At 60.9% G+C, this 14,263-nt stretch carries 18 protein-coding genes; 10 read left to right on the plus strand and 8 right to left on the minus strand.

The features are described from left to right. Genes AC245Y_RS07550 through AC245Y_RS07560 form a run of 3 tightly spaced genes read left to right on the plus strand, consistent with a single transcriptional unit; the run spans position 1 to position 4,940 of the window. Complete coding sequence (locus tag AC245Y_RS07550; RefSeq protein WP_017993673.1) at positions 1-1,656, plus strand: GMC family oxidoreductase; 1,656 nt, start codon at positions 1-3, stop codon at positions 1,654-1,656. 24 nt (positions 1,657-1,680) lie between these two features. Continuing rightward, a complete protein-coding gene (locus AC245Y_RS07555; RefSeq protein WP_017993674.1) occupies positions 1,681-2,859 on the plus strand; it encodes a Gfo/Idh/MocA family protein in 1,179 nt (392 codons plus the stop codon). Continuing rightward, on the plus strand, positions 2,856-4,940 hold the full coding sequence (locus AC245Y_RS07560) for an FAD-dependent oxidoreductase (protein ID WP_017993675.1): 2,085 nt from the start codon (positions 2,856-2,858) through the stop codon (positions 4,938-4,940). Before AC245Y_RS07555 ends, AC245Y_RS07560 begins: the two co-directional genes overlap by 4 nt. Positions 4,941-4,985: 45 nt before the next feature. Here AC245Y_RS07560 and AC245Y_RS07565 read toward each other — a convergent pair whose 3' ends face one another. The 3 genes from AC245Y_RS07565 to AC245Y_RS07575 all read right to left on the minus strand — a co-directional run bounded on the left by AC245Y_RS07565 (position 4,986) and on the right by AC245Y_RS07575 (position 6,735). Further along, positions 4,986-5,168, minus strand: a complete 183-nt coding sequence (locus tag AC245Y_RS07565) for a hypothetical protein (RefSeq protein WP_017993676.1) — start codon at positions 5,166-5,168, stop codon at positions 4,986-4,988. A 105-nt stretch (positions 5,169-5,273) separates the two neighbouring features. Further along, positions 5,274-6,068, minus strand: coding sequence for an exodeoxyribonuclease III (gene xth, locus AC245Y_RS07570; RefSeq protein WP_017993677.1), 795 nt, complete (start codon positions 6,066-6,068; stop codon positions 5,274-5,276). Positions 6,069-6,237: 169 nt separating this feature from the next. Beyond that, positions 6,238-6,735 (minus strand): hypothetical protein, encoded by a 498-nt coding sequence (locus tag AC245Y_RS07575; RefSeq protein WP_017993678.1) that lies wholly within the window; start codon positions 6,733-6,735, stop codon positions 6,238-6,240. Positions 6,736-7,022: 287 nt separating this feature from the next. On the opposite strand from AC245Y_RS07575, the gene AC245Y_RS07580 reads away from it, so the two are divergent. Beyond that, entirely contained in the window at positions 7,023-7,511 is a 489-nt protein-coding gene (locus tag AC245Y_RS07580) for a hypothetical protein (RefSeq protein ID WP_017993679.1), read from the plus strand. 27 nt (positions 7,512-7,538) lie between these two features. Here AC245Y_RS07580 and AC245Y_RS07585 read toward each other — a convergent pair whose 3' ends face one another. From AC245Y_RS07585 to AC245Y_RS07595, 3 genes are all read right to left on the minus strand, one after another. After that, on the minus strand, positions 7,539-8,162 hold the full coding sequence (locus AC245Y_RS07585) for a response regulator (RefSeq protein ID WP_017993680.1): 624 nt from the start codon (positions 8,160-8,162) through the stop codon (positions 7,539-7,541). A gap of 2 nt (positions 8,163-8,164) precedes the next feature. After that, positions 8,165-9,553, minus strand: coding sequence for a sensor histidine kinase (locus AC245Y_RS07590; RefSeq protein WP_017993681.1), 1,389 nt, complete (start codon positions 9,551-9,553; stop codon positions 8,165-8,167). A 62-nt stretch (positions 9,554-9,615) separates the two neighbouring features. Next, positions 9,616-9,792 carry a hypothetical protein gene (locus tag AC245Y_RS07595; RefSeq protein ID WP_026157321.1) on the minus strand — a complete coding sequence of 59 codons (177 nt, stop codon included), beginning with the start codon at positions 9,790-9,792 and terminating at the stop codon, positions 9,616-9,618. A gap of 162 nt (positions 9,793-9,954) precedes the next feature. Here AC245Y_RS07595 and AC245Y_RS07600 point away from each other — a divergent pair, with 162 nt between their 5' ends. Beyond that, a complete protein-coding gene (locus AC245Y_RS07600; RefSeq protein WP_245274007.1) occupies positions 9,955-10,092 on the plus strand; it encodes a hypothetical protein in 138 nt (45 codons plus the stop codon). A gap of 30 nt (positions 10,093-10,122) precedes the next feature. Here AC245Y_RS07600 and AC245Y_RS07605 read toward each other — a convergent pair whose 3' ends face one another. Then, positions 10,123-10,389 (minus strand): hypothetical protein, encoded by a 267-nt coding sequence (locus tag AC245Y_RS07605; protein WP_017993684.1) that lies wholly within the window; start codon positions 10,387-10,389, stop codon positions 10,123-10,125. Positions 10,390-10,590: 201 nt separating this feature from the next. Here AC245Y_RS07605 and AC245Y_RS07610 point away from each other — a divergent pair, with 201 nt between their 5' ends. The 5 genes from AC245Y_RS07610 (at position 10,591) to AC245Y_RS07630 (ending at position 13,273) form a co-directional block, all read left to right on the plus strand. After that, on the plus strand, positions 10,591-10,989 hold the full coding sequence (locus AC245Y_RS07610; protein WP_026157322.1) for a DUF1236 domain-containing protein: 399 nt from the start codon (positions 10,591-10,593) through the stop codon (positions 10,987-10,989). Between the two features lie 159 nt (positions 10,990-11,148). Continuing rightward, entirely contained in the window at positions 11,149-11,316 is a 168-nt protein-coding gene (locus AC245Y_RS07615; RefSeq protein ID WP_012757068.1) for a hypothetical protein, read from the plus strand. Next, on the plus strand, positions 11,313-11,894 hold the full coding sequence (locus AC245Y_RS07620; RefSeq protein ID WP_017993686.1) for a BA14K family protein: 582 nt from the start codon (positions 11,313-11,315) through the stop codon (positions 11,892-11,894). The genes AC245Y_RS07615 and AC245Y_RS07620 overlap by 4 nt, the downstream gene beginning before the upstream one ends. Positions 11,895-12,015: 121 nt before the next feature. Next, complete coding sequence (locus tag AC245Y_RS07625; protein ID WP_017993687.1) at positions 12,016-12,330, plus strand: hypothetical protein; 315 nt, start codon at positions 12,016-12,018, stop codon at positions 12,328-12,330. A 58-nt stretch (positions 12,331-12,388) separates the two neighbouring features. Then, the gene (locus AC245Y_RS07630) at positions 12,389-13,273 is read left to right on the plus strand and encodes a hypothetical protein (RefSeq protein WP_017993688.1); all 885 of its coding nucleotides are present in this window, start codon (positions 12,389-12,391) and stop codon (positions 13,271-13,273) included. Between the two features lie 47 nt (positions 13,274-13,320). On the opposite strand, the gene AC245Y_RS07635 is transcribed toward AC245Y_RS07630, so the two are convergent. Further along, complete coding sequence (locus AC245Y_RS07635) at positions 13,321-14,214, minus strand: LysR family transcriptional regulator (RefSeq protein WP_017993689.1); 894 nt, start codon at positions 14,212-14,214, stop codon at positions 13,321-13,323. Between the last annotated feature and the right edge of the window lie 49 nt (positions 14,215-14,263).

A 14,263-nucleotide genomic window follows, 5' to 3' on the forward strand; every position in this document is an offset into this window, starting at 1 on the left:
ATGGGATTCGATTACATCATCACTGGCGCCGGTCCCGCAGGATGCGTGCTGGCAAATCGGCTGAGCGAAGATCCTGATGTCAGCGTCCTCCTGCTAGAAGCGGGTGGAGGCGACTGGAATCCTCTTTTTCACATGCCCGCGGGCTTCGCCAAGATGACCAAAGGCGTCGCCAGCTGGGGATGGGAAACCGTTCCCCAGAAACACATGAAAGGCCGCGTGCTTCGCTATACGCAGGCGAAAGTCATCGGTGGCGGCTCGTCCATCAACGCACAGCTCTATACGCGCGGAAATGCGGCGGATTATGACCTCTGGGCTCGCGAAGACGGTTGCGAGGGCTGGGACTATCGTTCGATTCTTCCCTATTTCAAACGTGCGGAGGACAACCAGCGTTTCGCCGATGACTACCACTCCTATGGTGGTCCGCTCGGCGTCTCGATGCCTGCTGCGCCGCTGCCGATCTGTGACGCCTATATTCGTGCAGGGCAGGAGCTCGGCATTCCCTATAATCACGACTTCAACGGACGCCAGCAGGCGGGCGTGGGATTTTATCAGCTGACGCAGCGCAACCGCCGCCGGTCGTCGGCTTCGCTCGCTTATCTCTCGCCGATCAAGGACCGCAAGAACCTGACGGTCCGGACGGGCGCGCGCGTCGCGCGTATTGTCCTGGAGGGAGGCCGTGCGACGGGCGTCGAGATCGTGACCTCGCGCGGCTTGGAGATCGTGCGCGCTGAACGCGAAGTGCTGGTGTCATCGGGGGCGATCGGATCGCCGAAGCTGCTTTTGCAGTCCGGCATAGGACCGGCCGACCATCTGCGGTCGGTGGGCGTCCAGGTGCTCCACGATCTGCCGGGTGTCGGCGGCAACCTCCAGGATCACCTGGATCTTTTCGTCATCGCCGAATGCACCGGCGATCACACCTATGACGGCGTCGCAAAACTCCACCGGACCCTTTGGGCCGGGATTCAATACGTCCTGTTCCGCACCGGACCGGTCGCCTCGTCGCTCTTCGAGACCGGCGGCTTCTGGTATGCCGATCCCGAGGCCCGTTCTCCTGATATCCAGTTCCACCTCGGCCTGGGTTCGGGCATCGAAGCGGGGGTCGAACGGCTCAAGAATGCCGGTGTGACGCTTAACTCCGCCTATCTGCATCCGCGCTCGCGGGGGACGGTGCGTCTGTCATCCTCCGACCCGGCTGCGGCTCCATTGATCGACCCCAACTACTGGTCCGATCCCCACGACAGGACGATGTCCCTGGAAGGGCTCAAGATCGCGCGCGAGATCATGCAGCAGGCGGCGCTGAAGCCCTATGTCATGGCCGAAAGGCTTCCCGGACCGAAGGTCATGACCGACGAACAGCTTTTCGACTACGGCTGCGCCAACGCAAAGACCGACCATCATCCGGTTGGCACCTGCAAGATGGGAGCGGGACCCGACGCGGTTGTCGGGCTTGATCTCAAGGTCCATGGCCTGGAGGGCCTCAGGGTCTGCGATTCATCCGTCATGCCGCGCGTGCCGTCATGCAATACCAACGCCCCGACGATCATGGTCGGCGAAAAGGGATCGGACCTCATCCGGGGCTTGCCTGCACTTGCCCCCACCATCTTCGCCTACGAACGCAACGATGCGAGGCCTCGGGCCCGCACCGAAATCCGGTAGGCCATGTCGAGAGGAGAGACGACAATGTCTGAAGTCAGAGTTGCAGTGCTTGGCGCATCGGGCTGGATGGGAAAGGTCCACACGATGGCCTATCAGACCTTTCCGCATTTCTTCGGAGTGTCGGACGGCACGGCGCGGATCGTCGCTCTCGTCGAAGGTCCCTCGAAGGCAGCCGGGGATCTTTCCCACAGGGCGCCGGGTGCAAGAATTCTTCAGGATTGGAATCTGGCGGTCGCTGATCCTGAGGTCGATCTGATCGATATCTGCCTGCCCGACCACCTTCATTACCAAGTGGCCAAGGCGGCCTTGCTGGCCGGCAAACATGTCTATTGCGAGAAGCCATTGGCAAACACCGCCGCCGAAGCGCGGGAACTGGCCGACATCGCCAGGGAAAAGGGTGTCGTTACCCGCGTCGGACACGCCTTTCCGCGGAACCCCGTCCATGATTTGGCGAAAGATATCATTCAATCCGGCGAAATCGGCGAGATCAAGCTGTTCCGCGGCTGCCAGCACGTCGACATGTATGGCGATCCGAACGCGCCCTTCATGTGGCGGGCCGACGGAAAGCTCGCGCCGACCGGGATTGTCGGTGATACCGGTTCGCACATCTTCAGCTTCATGGATTTCCTGGTCGGCCGCGTCAGTTCCCTGATCGCCGACAATCTCATCGTGACGCCGCGCCGGCCTGTCGTTGAGGGCCTTGCCTATGGCGAGCAGGTGAAACTGACAGGCAATGAGACCTGGGCTGATATCACCAATCCCGATGCGACGAACCTGCTGTGCCGGTTCGAGAACGGCGCCGGCGGGATCGTCGATTTCAGCCGTGTCGCGACCGGCCGCAAGTTCATGCAGACCTATGAAATCTATGGAACGCAAGGCAGCATCGCCTATAGCTATGACGAGATAAACCGGCTGCGCTTCTACTCTAACGACGACCGGACGGGGCGGCGCGGTTTCCGCGAGATCGACGTGGGTCCTGAGAACCCCACCTTCAGGGCTTTCCTTCCTCTGCCGAATTTCGGCCTGGGCTACAATGAAAGCAAGATCATCGAGGTGGCCGAGGTGATCCGCTCGATCGTTGCAAACAGGCCGATGTGGCCGACATTCGATACCGGTCATCACATCTGCCAGATCGTCGACGCATGCATGCAGTCCTCCCGCGAGAGGCGCTGGGTCGACATCCCGCTGGCTGAACGCCGATGACCATAGACGTCCCGCAGGAAATTCTTGACGCACTGACCGATGTCGACATGCCGCGGCTCCCAACCGAGCCCGCCCCTTCGGACGTGATTAGGCTCGCCGGCGTCGAGGTGCCGATTTATCGGGCTGGTTGCGTCGTTGTCGGATCCGGCGCGGCAGGTCTGCGTGCCGCGGTGGAAATGAAGCGGCGCGGCGACGACGTCGTCATCATCAGCCAAAGCGCGTGGGGTGGAACCTCGGCCTGTTCTGGATCCGACAAGCAGACCCTTCACACTGCAAACACTGCCGATCAGGGCGACAATTACAAGGCAATGGCCCGAGCCATACGCAGCGGCGGCGCAATGGACGAGGACACGGCCTATGCCGAGGCTGTGGGCTCGTCGCGGATGATGGCATCACTCCAGTTCCTGGGTCTGCCGCTGCCTCAGGATCCGCTTGGCGGGACGCTCAGATATCAGACCGACCATGACGACGTTGGCCGCGCCACCAGTTGCGGCCCGCGCACCTCGCGCCTCATGGCCAAGGTGTTGGCCGAGGAGGCGATCCGGCTCGGAGTGCCGTTTTACAACCAGACCACGGCGGTAAAGATCCTCACCGAGGGCGCTGGCGCTGACCGCCATGTCGTCGGGATAATCGCCATGCGCGCCACTGATCGTACGGAGAAGAACCCGCTGGGCATCGCGCTGTTCGTCAGTGGGGTGATCGTGCTCGCCGCCGGCGGGCCGGGCGAACTCTATCGCGACAGCGTTTATCCCAACGGCTGCTTCGGCTCTCTCGGATTGGCGCTCGAGGCAGGCGTCGAACTCGTCAACCTGACCGAAAGCCAGTTTGGCATCGGAACACGCAGGGAAGGGTTCCCGTGGAATCTGTCGGGCACCTATGTCCAGGCGATCCCGCATATCTACTCGCTCGATTCCGAAGGCGCCGAGCACCATTTTCTGGCAGAATACTATCGCAGCACGCAGGAGCTGGCGTCGAACGTCTTCCGCAAGGGCTATCAGTGGCCATTTCACGCGACGCGCATGCTCGACTTCGGCTCGAGCCTGGTCGACCTTGCCATCTCTAGCGAAACCGCCGCCGGGCGCCGCGTCTTCATGGATTTCAATCGCAATCCGCTCCCCGTGCCGGGCGACCTGCCGTTCAGCCTGGAAAGACTGGATGAAGACGTCCGCGACTATCTCGGCAAGGCCGGCGCCGACCAGGACATGCCGATCGATCGATTGAAGCATATGAACCCGCTCGCGATCGAGCTCTACCGCCGCTACAAGGTCGATATTGCCGAGGAGCCGCTGGAATTTGCCGTCAACAACCAGCACATGAACGGCGGCATCATGGTCGACACCTGGGGCCGCAGCAGTCTCGGCGGCTGTTACGCTGTCGGAGAAGCATCGGGCACACACGGCGTGACGAGGCCGGGTGGAGCGGCGCTCAATGCCGGGCAAGTCTTCGGTACGCGCGCGGCAGAGCACATCAGCGCGAGCGGCAGGGCAAAGCGGTCGGCAGGAGATGACATCGCCGATATCGCAGAGGCGGGCATCGCCGACCTCCTTGCCGTCCTTCGGACCGAGAGCCCGCTCACCGTCAAATCGATCCGTTCGCAAGTGCAGGCGCGAATGAGCGAAAAGGCTGGCATCATCTGTGATCAAGAAAGCGTAGGCCGGGCCTTGATCGAAGCGCGCAAACTGAACGCTGAAATCCATGCGAACGGCATTGCCTACGGTCGCGCAGCGGAGGCCGTTCGAGGTGTGCAATGGCGGCATATGGCGCTCGCGTCGGAAGCCGTGCTCAGCGCGCTTGATTTCTTCATTCGCAATGGAGGCGGCAGCCGTGGCGCGCGGGCGATATGCGATGCCGAAGGCGAATCCCTTCCGCTGGCGCGTTCAGGGCCGTTGCAGGATTATCGTTTTCGGAAGGAACGCGAGGCGCATCGCAAGGAACAGATCGTCGTTCGGCTTGATGGCGATGAGATCAGGCTTTCAACCCGTCCGAACCGCATGCTGGATGAAAGCGCCAAGTCCTTCTTCGAGCGAGACTGGCCAGCCTGGTTGACAGGCCGCATCTACGATCTGGGCGCGGACAAATGAGGCGATGCCGGTAGGCGTCACTTCGAGACGGAGCCGTGCGGCTGATCAATCGGGATTCGAAACCGGGGGCGGAACTCCGACGCGCTCGGTGTCGTCAGAGCCTTCGGCGATAGCTTCCTCGCTTCTGCGCACCCGCCTTGGCGGATCCTTGCCTTCGACCGGCTTCGGCGACAACTGGTCGTCGGCCTGGATCTCGTCGGTGTTCAGGTAGTTCTTGCTTTCGTCCATAGCGGTTGCGTCCGGTTGGAAAATTGCGGGGCAGATGCCGTCCCGCGCTTTTGGGCTAACTCTCGGCGACATGACAGGTTCCCTCGCTCGCGAGCGGCCTGCGGCTTATAGATCGGCTCCAGCTTCGGAAACGTCGAGCTCGATCATGACGGGCGCGTGGTCGCTCGTATGCTTCCAGCCGCGCGGTTTTTTCCGGACGGTTGCCGATCGAAGCAACGGGGCGACTGCCGGACTGAGCAGGAAGTGGTCGATCCGAAGCCCTGCGTCACGTTCGAAGCTGTTCCGCCAGTACTTCCAGAAGGTGTAGATCCGCTCCTCTGGATGCAAATGCCTGACCGCATCGGTCCAGCCCTGAGCGACGAGATGAGCATAGGCCTTGCGCACTTCCGGCCTGAAGAGGGCGTCGTCCAGCCAGCGTTCAGGCTTGTAGACGTCGATCTCCGTCGGCATGACGTTGAAGTCGCCGGCCAGGATCGAAGGCACCCCGAGCTCCAGGAGTTCGGCGGCGTAGTCCTGCAGGCGACGGAACCAGCGAAGCTTGTACTCGAACTTTGCTCCCGGGAACGGATTGCCGTTGGGAAGATACAGGCATCCGACCAGAATGCCGTCGACGGCAGCTTCGATATAGCGGCTATGGGTATCATCGGGATCGCCGGGAAGACCGCGACGCGTCAGGATCGGTGTCTTGCCTTTCGCCAGGATGGCCACCCCGTTCCAGGATCTCTGCCCGTGCCAGATGGCGCCGTAGCCGGCCCGTTCGATCTCCTTTCGCGGAAACCCGGCATCGTCTGTCTTCAGTTCCTGGAGGCAGACTACATCAGGGACATCCTCCTTGAGCCAGCGCAGCAGGATGTCCAGTCGCCCATTGATCCCGTTGACATTGTAGGTTGCGATTTTCACGATGCCCTCGGAAGTCGAAGCACGGACGGGCTCTAGAAGCGCTCCTGAGTTTCGTCCTCAGGAAATCTGAGCCCGCAATCGTCCCAATGGAGGCGGCTCTCCACACCGTAATGGTCCGCCGGTCGAATCCTCTCGGGGTGATCGAGCGAGCCGACTGTCACTTGGCTCCTCAACGCGTCGCGCCGAAGACGAAGGCGATGCCGGCGACGATCGCTGCGGCTGTCAGCGGCTGCCGGCGTATGCGATCCTCGAGATCATGGACGAATGTGCGTGCTTCCGCCTTTGCCAGGCGGGCTGTTCCAGAAGCCAGCTCCGAAGCGGATTCAGCCATCCGACCGGCCTCCTTCTGAAGCGCGCGCATTTCTTCGCGATCCACATCAAATCTCTCTGAGGAGTGGGCGGTTTCGCCGCTTGAGCGCAGGGCTTGATCCACGAGTGGAAACTCCTCGTCCAGCGTGGTGGGATCTGGCTCCCGCTTCACACGCTCAGCCGCCTCGATGTCGCTGCGACCGGCAGGAATGGAGGTGTGGGTGGCTGACACCGGGTCAGACGCCGGAAAAGTATCCTCGATTGCTTTGTCGAGTTCGCCTTTTCGGGTCTGCTTCCGCTGTTCTGCCTGCTCTTTTCGCATCGACTGGACTGCGGGGGAGTCATTCGGGTTTGCCATCGGGATTTCCTCTGTTGCACTTCGACAATCAAAGCGACGACAGGCAAAGAAGTTCCATAGATGCTGCCGCGCTTAACACCGAAAGGATTGAACAGAGGTCAGCAAACTCGCGCTTACGATGACATTGCACGGCCTTTTTCCGATGACGAGCATTGCAATCGGGGCAAGCCGGACCAAAGTCTTGCCGGCGTCTACTACCTAGGTCGGTTGCATTCTTTACGCGGAACAGCGAGAAATCTCATACGTCATATATTGAACCGCGAGGAACGGACGAACGAGGCTATGGCATGAGTATCCGGAAACGCGATTTTCTAAGATTGGGCGGCGCCGGCGCGGTCGCCCTCGTCGCTGCCGCATTGCCAGCCAGTTTGAATTTCGGCGGTTCCCTTCCTGTTCTGGCGTTGGACTTTGCGCAGGCGAAGGACGGCAACAACGGGAATGGCAATGGTAATGGTGGAGGGAATGGCAACGGCAACGGCGGCGGCAATGGCAACGGGGGAGGGAACGGCAACGGCAACAGCGGTTCCGGGAATGGCAATGGCGGGAATTCCTCCGGTGGTGGAGGATCTTCTACCTCTAGCACAGGATCGTCAGCAGGATCGGGAGCGAGAGCGACAGCAGCGTCCGATGGCTCGATCGACGTCCGTCATTCGAATGGCATCACTGAAGTCCTGCAGCGCGGTCGCTACATTATGAAGGACTCGAAGGGCCGGACGATTATAAATCGACAGGCGACAGCCAACGATGCCCGCCGGCTGAGCCGCTTTCTTCGCTGAAGCGTGATAGTCGGGCGATAACCTTTTTCAGCGGCGTTCGCGCCATTGTAGAGCCGCTTCAGTCCTGTTTGAGGCGCCAAGCTTGCTCAGAATCTGCGTCATATGGTGTTTCACGGTCTTTTCCTGCAGGCTGAGGCGCAAGCCGATATGCTTGTTTGACAGGCCTTGGGCGACAAGATCCATCACCTCGCGTTCCCGGGGCGTCAGACTGTTCTTGTCGGAGGTTCCGCCATTCAGCGAATTCTCCATGACTTTTGCCGACATCGTCGGCGAGATATATCGCGAGCCACGCAGGACGGTCTGGATTGCTTCGGCGAGGCCACGCGAACCGACACCTTTCAGAACATAACCCATCGCGCCCCGTTGCAGAGCTCCCAGCAAGGTGTCCACCTCCTCGGATACCGTCAACATCAGCACTTTCGTTGTAGGGCTCCGCGCCAGAACGTCACTGATCGCAGACAGTCCGCCGCCGGGCATCGAGACATCGAGGAGCATGATGTCGGGGTGGTTGTCCGAAGCGATCATCGCGGCATCATCGCTGCTGGCCCCCTCGCCAACGACGATAAAGCCGCTGATCTCGGAGAGGCTGCGCGTTACACCCTCGCGAAAAAGCGGATGATCGTCCACGACGCCGATGGTGATTGATGTCATCCCTACTCTCCCACTTCCATTGGCTCGAAGATCATGGTCACGGTCGTTCCTCCTTCGCCTGTCTTGATGTCGAAGGATCCTCCCAGGCTGTCGATGCGCTCCCGCAACCCCACGAGGCCGAGGCTCGTTGGCCTCACCTCGGTCGGATCGAAGCCGTCGCCGCGATCGCTGACCTCGACACGGACATGACCCTTGTGCGAGACGGCCCTGACCGTCTGCTGAACGCCGCCGCCGTGGCGATAGGCGTTGTTCAGGGCTTCCTGAACGAAGCGATAGATACAGATCTTCACGGCGGGGGGAAGTTCCGGTCCATCCTCGTCGATAACAGTTTCGACATGGCTTTCGGTCTTGTGTTGATGCGCTTCGACGATCCGCGTGACGATCTCGGTAATTGAGGATTTTTCGATCTGCGGGAGTACCAGTCCGCTGCAGATATTGCGAATTTCGGTCATCGCTTCGGCAAGGCTCGAGCGTATCCAGGCAAGTTCCTTTTCGCGTGCTTCGGGCTGGGTGGACGCATTGATCAACACGTCGCTGTCCAGGCGCAATGAGGCATAGGCGATGTGCTGAGCCGGACCATCATGCAGATCGGCACCGATGCTGCGCAAATAAGTTTCGTTCAGCGCTGCCGCACGCTGGGAGGCGCGCTGCAGGCGCCGCTGAAGTCCGCGGTTTTCCGCCAGCAGCGCAGACAGTTCGGTGACCCGTTCTTTGAGATCCTTGCGCTGCGCCTCTATCGTGCGGCTGCCTCGGAACACCAGAACGGAGAGAACAAGGAAAAAGGTCGCCGTCAGAGCGGCGACGGCGCCCCAGCTCCGGAGCCTGGCATGCGCCAGACTATCGCCCAGTCCTTCTGCTGTCTCGTAAAACTCAAGGACGGCGACCGCCTGTCCGGACCATGGCTGGAGCACCGGGTTATAGATCTCCATCAGCGGCTTGCCGAGCGCGCGCTCCTTGTCGCTTTCCGGATCGCTGGCGATTTCATAGCGCGCGACGAGAGACCCTGCGAATGCCCTCTGTAGCTTGTCGCTGACCGCAAACGTCTTGCCCACCAGCTCCTTCTCGTTCGAATAGAGGATAGTGCCGTCGCTTCGCCACAGCTTGAACGAAACAAGGCGTTTGCCGAGTGCACCCTGACCGAGCGTCTCGTCCAGAGCCTGGGCACTCGCGTCGTCGAGCAGTGACTCGGTTTGCATATTGGGAAGTAGCGGCGCGATCACGCTGTCCACATACAGCGCCGTCGCCGCGCCTGAGTTGTGGATGACGGTCTCCTCTATGAGGTGGCTCACAAAAAAGCCGACCACGAACATGGCGGCAATCGAAATGAGCCCACCCGCGATGAAGAACTGGGAGGCGAGTGAGCGGGCATTCCAGCGGCGAAGCCAATTCATTTTGATACCGGTAAGAGACTGCCCGATTAACCTACCGCGTCTTTAGAGTTTTCCAAACAGCATCAGGGCACATTCCTGGTGTCGAACACCTCGGCGCCTCTTATGCTTTGGGTCAACCCGACGGTATCGCCGGATATGGCTGCGCCGAAGATGTAGAGAAGAGCGGCCAGAACGATAACAAGTGCGAAGACGGACGCATTACAGGCGTCATTCACTCGGGATCTATGACTCTGGTTCATTTTCGGATCTCCTTCAATATCGTTCGAAACGGCGCGAGTCCGACGCGCGTTCCAACCCAGGGACTTCGGTCCGACAGGGTTCGGACCAAGGTCTGACCCCGTAGACATCAGTAGATTCAAGCATATTTCCTGACCGACGAACCCGGGTTTGGAGGCTTGTGAGTGACGATTTCCATGGATATCGAAGGCGCCACCCGCGCCGCATCGGCCTCTTCTCTCGCGCCGTTCGAGGAAGGCGTCGCCGAGCTTTACGAGACCCTTCCCGTGAGCGCGCTCATCGTCGCCGGCCGCGCTCCATAACGCCCTCTGGCGTAGAGGGCTCACCGGACTTCAGCGAGTGCGCTGCGCGAAGGAAGGTTCTTGTATTGCGCGGATGACGTGCTGTTCGATCTCGAAGCATGTCTCGTCGCATTCCCGCACCAGGTGCGAATTGAATGGCTGCCCTCGAAGAGTGTCGCGCGCTTCGACTGCCATCTGGTAGGCCTCGAAGAGATCGAGTTGCAACGGGTCGCACGCTGCCATGATCAGCTTTCGTATCTGCGGCAAACGCATCGCCAGGCGCCGGCGTCCAGCTTCGCGGCGATTGGATCGTGCCATCTCCTTCAGTCTCCTGCCTATGCCCGTGTGTGCGGGGCCTTTTGATCCTGAAATAGCGCCGGCAACGGGCATTGACATGGGTTTGGGACCAAAGGCCGGGATACATCGGACTGAGGTCCGGGGCGTGGAACGACCCTGCCTCCAGCTAGTTGGTTTGGCAGCGGTCACGAAGGCCGCCTCGAAACAGAAGGAGGAGAAAAAATGATCTCCAAGCTTATCGTCGGTGCGGCAACTGCCGCGACCCTGATGTCGGGCGTCGCATTCGCCCAGTCCTCGACCGTCAACGGTGCCGCCGGTGGCGCGGTCACCGGCGCGATCGTCGGCGGCCCCGTTGGCGCTGCTGTCGGCGGCGTTGCCGGCGCAGTCGTGGGTACCGTGATCGATCCGCCGCCGCAAAAGGTCGTCACCTATGTCCGCGAGGTTCCGGCACCATCGGCGCGCGTGGTCGTGAAGGAGAAGGTTGTCGTCGGTCAGCCCCTGCCGGAGACGGTTGTCGTGACGCCTGTTCCGGATGACCCGACCTATGCTTACGCGGTGATCAATGATGAACGTGTCATCGTCGAACCGTCGTCCCGCAAGGTGATCCAGGTTATCAAGTGATCTGATCCTTCACGCGGCCTCTGCCGCGTCCTCCATCCGGAAATCATCGCTCAAAGTCCGGGAACCGCCGCACGACCGACGGCAGCGTCGTCGTGCGGCCAAAAACAGCCGATGCCCCGGCGGCGACTCCGCCGCCGGAGCGCCAACGAGGAGAGGAACATGATCTATTCCGAAGAGAAATCCCGTGGTCTGGCCGTGCCGCTGATCGCCATCCTGCTGGCAATCGCCGGCATTCTCGCCGTGCTTGTCGCCACCGGCGGCCGACATAGCAGTGCCGCCGGCCGCGTCTGGATTCCACAGGCTCAACAGCAGGGGTCGGGACGATGAAAGCCATCGCATCGGTTGCCTTTGGCATCTTAAGCTCGGTCGGGGTCTGCGTCGCTGCCGCATCTGTCGCATCCTATGTCGTGGCGGATTCCGAGCCTCACGCCTTCAAGGAGCTCGCAGCGCCCGATCTATGGACGACGACGCCGGTGAAAGTCGATCCTCGGCAGCAGCACTATGAACGAATTGCGCCTCTCTATTCCAGCTATGTGACCGAGGCGTCGGCCAGCATGGCGTCAGCGGCGAGGCCGGATTCGGCTCGCCCGCCAGCCGAACTTCAGACACCGCAGCCCAGACTTTCGGCCGCGCATCTCGCCTGGTGTGGGGAACGTTATCGCTCTTTCAATCCCGCGACCAACAGCTATCGATCCTATAACGGTGAGACCCGCGAATGCGCTTCGCCGTTCCAGCCGACTGTGGCCGAGGCCGGTGAAGGCGTCGGTACGAAAGTGAATGCACAGGCGGTAGCCCGGTGCGCCGCTCGCTACAACTCGTATCGACCGGAAGACAATACGTATCAACCATGGGAAGGACCGCGGCGCAGCTGTGACATGTCGGATCTCGTTGCGACGAGCAATTGATTATCGGCGGTGGTCGCGCGGTGCGGATGATGCTGCACCACGCTGGTGAATCGGACTTAAGTCCGTGTTGCGAACGCTACGGTTGTGATACCCGGTTGTATTAGAGTGTTGGAGATCAGGGATGGCGACGGCGCTGATAACGGAAATCCAGCAGGCGCAGACAAGGCTTCCGCTCTTGAGTCGGGCGGACCGGAGAACCCTTATCGTTCGCATCCTCCGCGAGCTGAAGACGCATCGGCGGGAGGTTCTCGGAAATGTGCCGGCCGAGCACTGTGTTTGGATCGACAGGCTGATTGCGTCCGTGTCCTCGACGATATCGGAAATCGCCAACATGCAGGACGCCGAGTTCCATCGGGTCTTGAACGAGTTCGAAAAGCTGATTGCGACGCTCGATGACATTTCGCATGCCGAGAAGCGGTCGAAGACAATTCACTGAGAGGATCACCGGCGGGCCGCCACCGGAAACCGATCGCTGCGCGTCAGCGTTTCCTTCCATGACCGAAACGAAATCCCCCGCTGATCATGACAAGGCGCCGTCCGTCGAAGACGGTGCGAAGCCGGGCGCCGACATTTCCTTCCCTTACGACCGGATGACCGTCGAGCAATTCCGAAGCCGCTTCCCCCGGGCCCGCTGGAGTGATGCCCGAAAGGCGTGGTTCGTTCCCGGACGGACGGCGTCCCGCCGCATCGGACGATGGCTTGCCGAGATCGAGGCCGAAGCCGACGCCCATGCGGATGCGAAGGGACGCGACGCTTTCGTCTTCGATCCCATCGACAGTCCATATCTTGAACTCGGCAAGGCAGGCTTTCGAATCCGCACCCCGTACTCGAAGACCGTCGTCGACGAATTGCGCGAAGTGCCATTCTCACGCTGGGACGGCGATCTCAGGATATGGCACGTTCCCTTCCGGTCCTATGAGGAACTCCGACGAAGATGGCCTGAGATCGAGGCGGCGGCTCGCAGAAACGAGCCAGAGGAAAGGCGACGTCGCGCCGAGGATCGGAAAGGGACCGAACAGGATATACGCAGCAAGCTCCGCTCTGCGGAACGAAAGCGTCATCGTTACCCGCTTCGAAGCGACGACCTGCCGCCGATAGGACGTCCTGTGGTCATCGCCTATGGAATCGTCGTCTTTACCGAAATCTCAGGCGAATTGGTCGACCCGGACGTCGTTGTGGACGTCTATCCCGGCATTACTGAGGATCACGTCTGGGGATATTGGCGGCCGCCCACATTCGAAGAACTCGTCCGCACCTGGCCCGCGAAAATGCTTCCGATTCAAAACGCCGAGTGGTGGCTGCCGACGATCGAGGAATTGAGGCCGGCCCGTCGCACGGCCAGATCGCGCGAAGCCAGGAAATACGCGAAGACGCCGTGACCGCTGCTTGCCGTAGAAAAGAGGATGACTATACCCGATGCCGACCGTCAGGTTCGGTGGCGCAGGGCGTCCACCAGCGCCACGAAAGCCGGAGAGGACTGCCTTCTGCTGGGATAGTAGAGATGGTAGCCATCCCAGTGTGGGGAAAAGGCTTCCAGCACGCGTCTCAGACGGCCTTCCGCGATATGAGGTAGCGCGACGTCTTCCGGTACGTATGCCAAGCCAAGTCCGTCCAGCGCCGCTTCCACACTCTGATAGGAGTTATTGAAGGCAAGCTGTCCCTCCACCCTGATCCTGATCTCTTTCCCGTTGTCTTCGAACTCCCAGGCCCAGAAGCCGCCATATGTGGGCAGGCGCTCGTTGATGCAGTTGTGGCGGACAAGGTCCTGCGGATGCTCCGGAACCCCATTGCCGTCGAAATATGAGGGTGCGCCGACAACGGCAAAGGGGAAATCAGGCCCGATGCGTGTCGAGATCATGTCTTTCGCCACCTGCTCTCCCATCCGGACGCCGCCGTCGAAGCGCTCGGTCACGATGTCGGACAGCCCGTTTTCGCGCATCAGTTCCACCTTGATGTCAGGGTTGTTCGGCAGGAAACGCTGGAGCTTCGGCCAGATGATCCAGTTGATCGCATGGTCGGATGCCGTGATGCGGATGTTCCCGGCCGGCTTTTCCCTGAATTCCGTGATGGTTTCGAGTTGAGCCTCGATCTCGTCGAAATGAGGCCCCACGCCTTGGAACAACCGCTCTCCAGCGTCAGTGAGCGAAACGGCCCGCGTGGTACGGGTCAGCAGCCGGATCCCGAGCCGCGCCTCGAGCTGGCGGACAACGTGGCTGAGCGCCGATTGAGACACGCCCAGCTTCGCAGCCGCCCGCGTAAAGCTCTTCTCTCGGGCGACCGCCAGAAAGGCCATCAGGTCATTGACGCTCTCGCGCGGCATTCACGAGCTCCTTCGGATCAAATGGCCGTTGTACTGAATTTGCTGAGGC

The organism is Rhizobium sp. SRDI943, from assembly GCF_057653695.1.

Bases quoted from the DNA above. Each gene is read 5' to 3' on its own strand.
- AC245Y_RS07590 (WP_017993681.1), bottom strand. From the start codon at position 9,553: ATGAATTGGCTTCGCCGCTGGAATGCCCGCTCACTCGCCTCCCAGTTC.
- AC245Y_RS07635 (WP_017993689.1), bottom strand. From the start codon at position 14,214: ATGCCGCGCGAGAGCGTCAATGACCTGATGGCCTTTCTGGCGGTCGCC.
- AC245Y_RS07615 (WP_012757068.1), top strand. From the start codon at position 11,149: ATGATCTATTCCGAAGAGAAATCCCGTGGTCTGGCCGTGCCGCTGATC.
- AC245Y_RS07610 (WP_026157322.1), top strand. From the start codon at position 10,591: ATGATCTCCAAGCTTATCGTCGGTGCGGCAACTGCCGCGACCCTGATG.
- AC245Y_RS07555 (WP_017993674.1), top strand. From the start codon at position 1,681: ATGTCTGAAGTCAGAGTTGCAGTGCTTGGCGCATCGGGCTGGATGGGA.
- AC245Y_RS07560 (WP_017993675.1), top strand. From the start codon at position 2,856: ATGACCATAGACGTCCCGCAGGAAATTCTTGACGCACTGACCGATGTC.
- AC245Y_RS07625 (WP_017993687.1), top strand. From the start codon at position 12,016: ATGGCGACGGCGCTGATAACGGAAATCCAGCAGGCGCAGACAAGGCTT.
- AC245Y_RS07585 (WP_017993680.1), bottom strand. From the start codon at position 8,162: ATGACATCAATCACCATCGGCGTCGTGGACGATCATCCGCTTTTTCGC.
- AC245Y_RS07565 (WP_017993676.1), bottom strand. From the start codon at position 5,168: ATGGACGAAAGCAAGAACTACCTGAACACCGACGAGATCCAGGCCGAC.
- AC245Y_RS07620 (WP_017993686.1), top strand. From the start codon at position 11,313: ATGAAAGCCATCGCATCGGTTGCCTTTGGCATCTTAAGCTCGGTCGGG.
- AC245Y_RS07580 (WP_017993679.1), top strand. From the start codon at position 7,023: ATGAGTATCCGGAAACGCGATTTTCTAAGATTGGGCGGCGCCGGCGCG.
- AC245Y_RS07605 (WP_017993684.1), bottom strand. From the start codon at position 10,389: ATGGCACGATCCAATCGCCGCGAAGCTGGACGCCGGCGCCTGGCGATG.
- AC245Y_RS07595 (WP_026157321.1), bottom strand. From the start codon at position 9,792: ATGAACCAGAGTCATAGATCCCGAGTGAATGACGCCTGTAATGCGTCC.
- AC245Y_RS07630 (WP_017993688.1), top strand. From the start codon at position 12,389: ATGACCGAAACGAAATCCCCCGCTGATCATGACAAGGCGCCGTCCGTC.
- AC245Y_RS07550 (WP_017993673.1), top strand. From the start codon at position 1: ATGGGATTCGATTACATCATCACTGGCGCCGGTCCCGCAGGATGCGTG.
- AC245Y_RS07575 (WP_017993678.1), bottom strand. From the start codon at position 6,735: ATGGCAAACCCGAATGACTCCCCCGCAGTCCAGTCGATGCGAAAAGAG.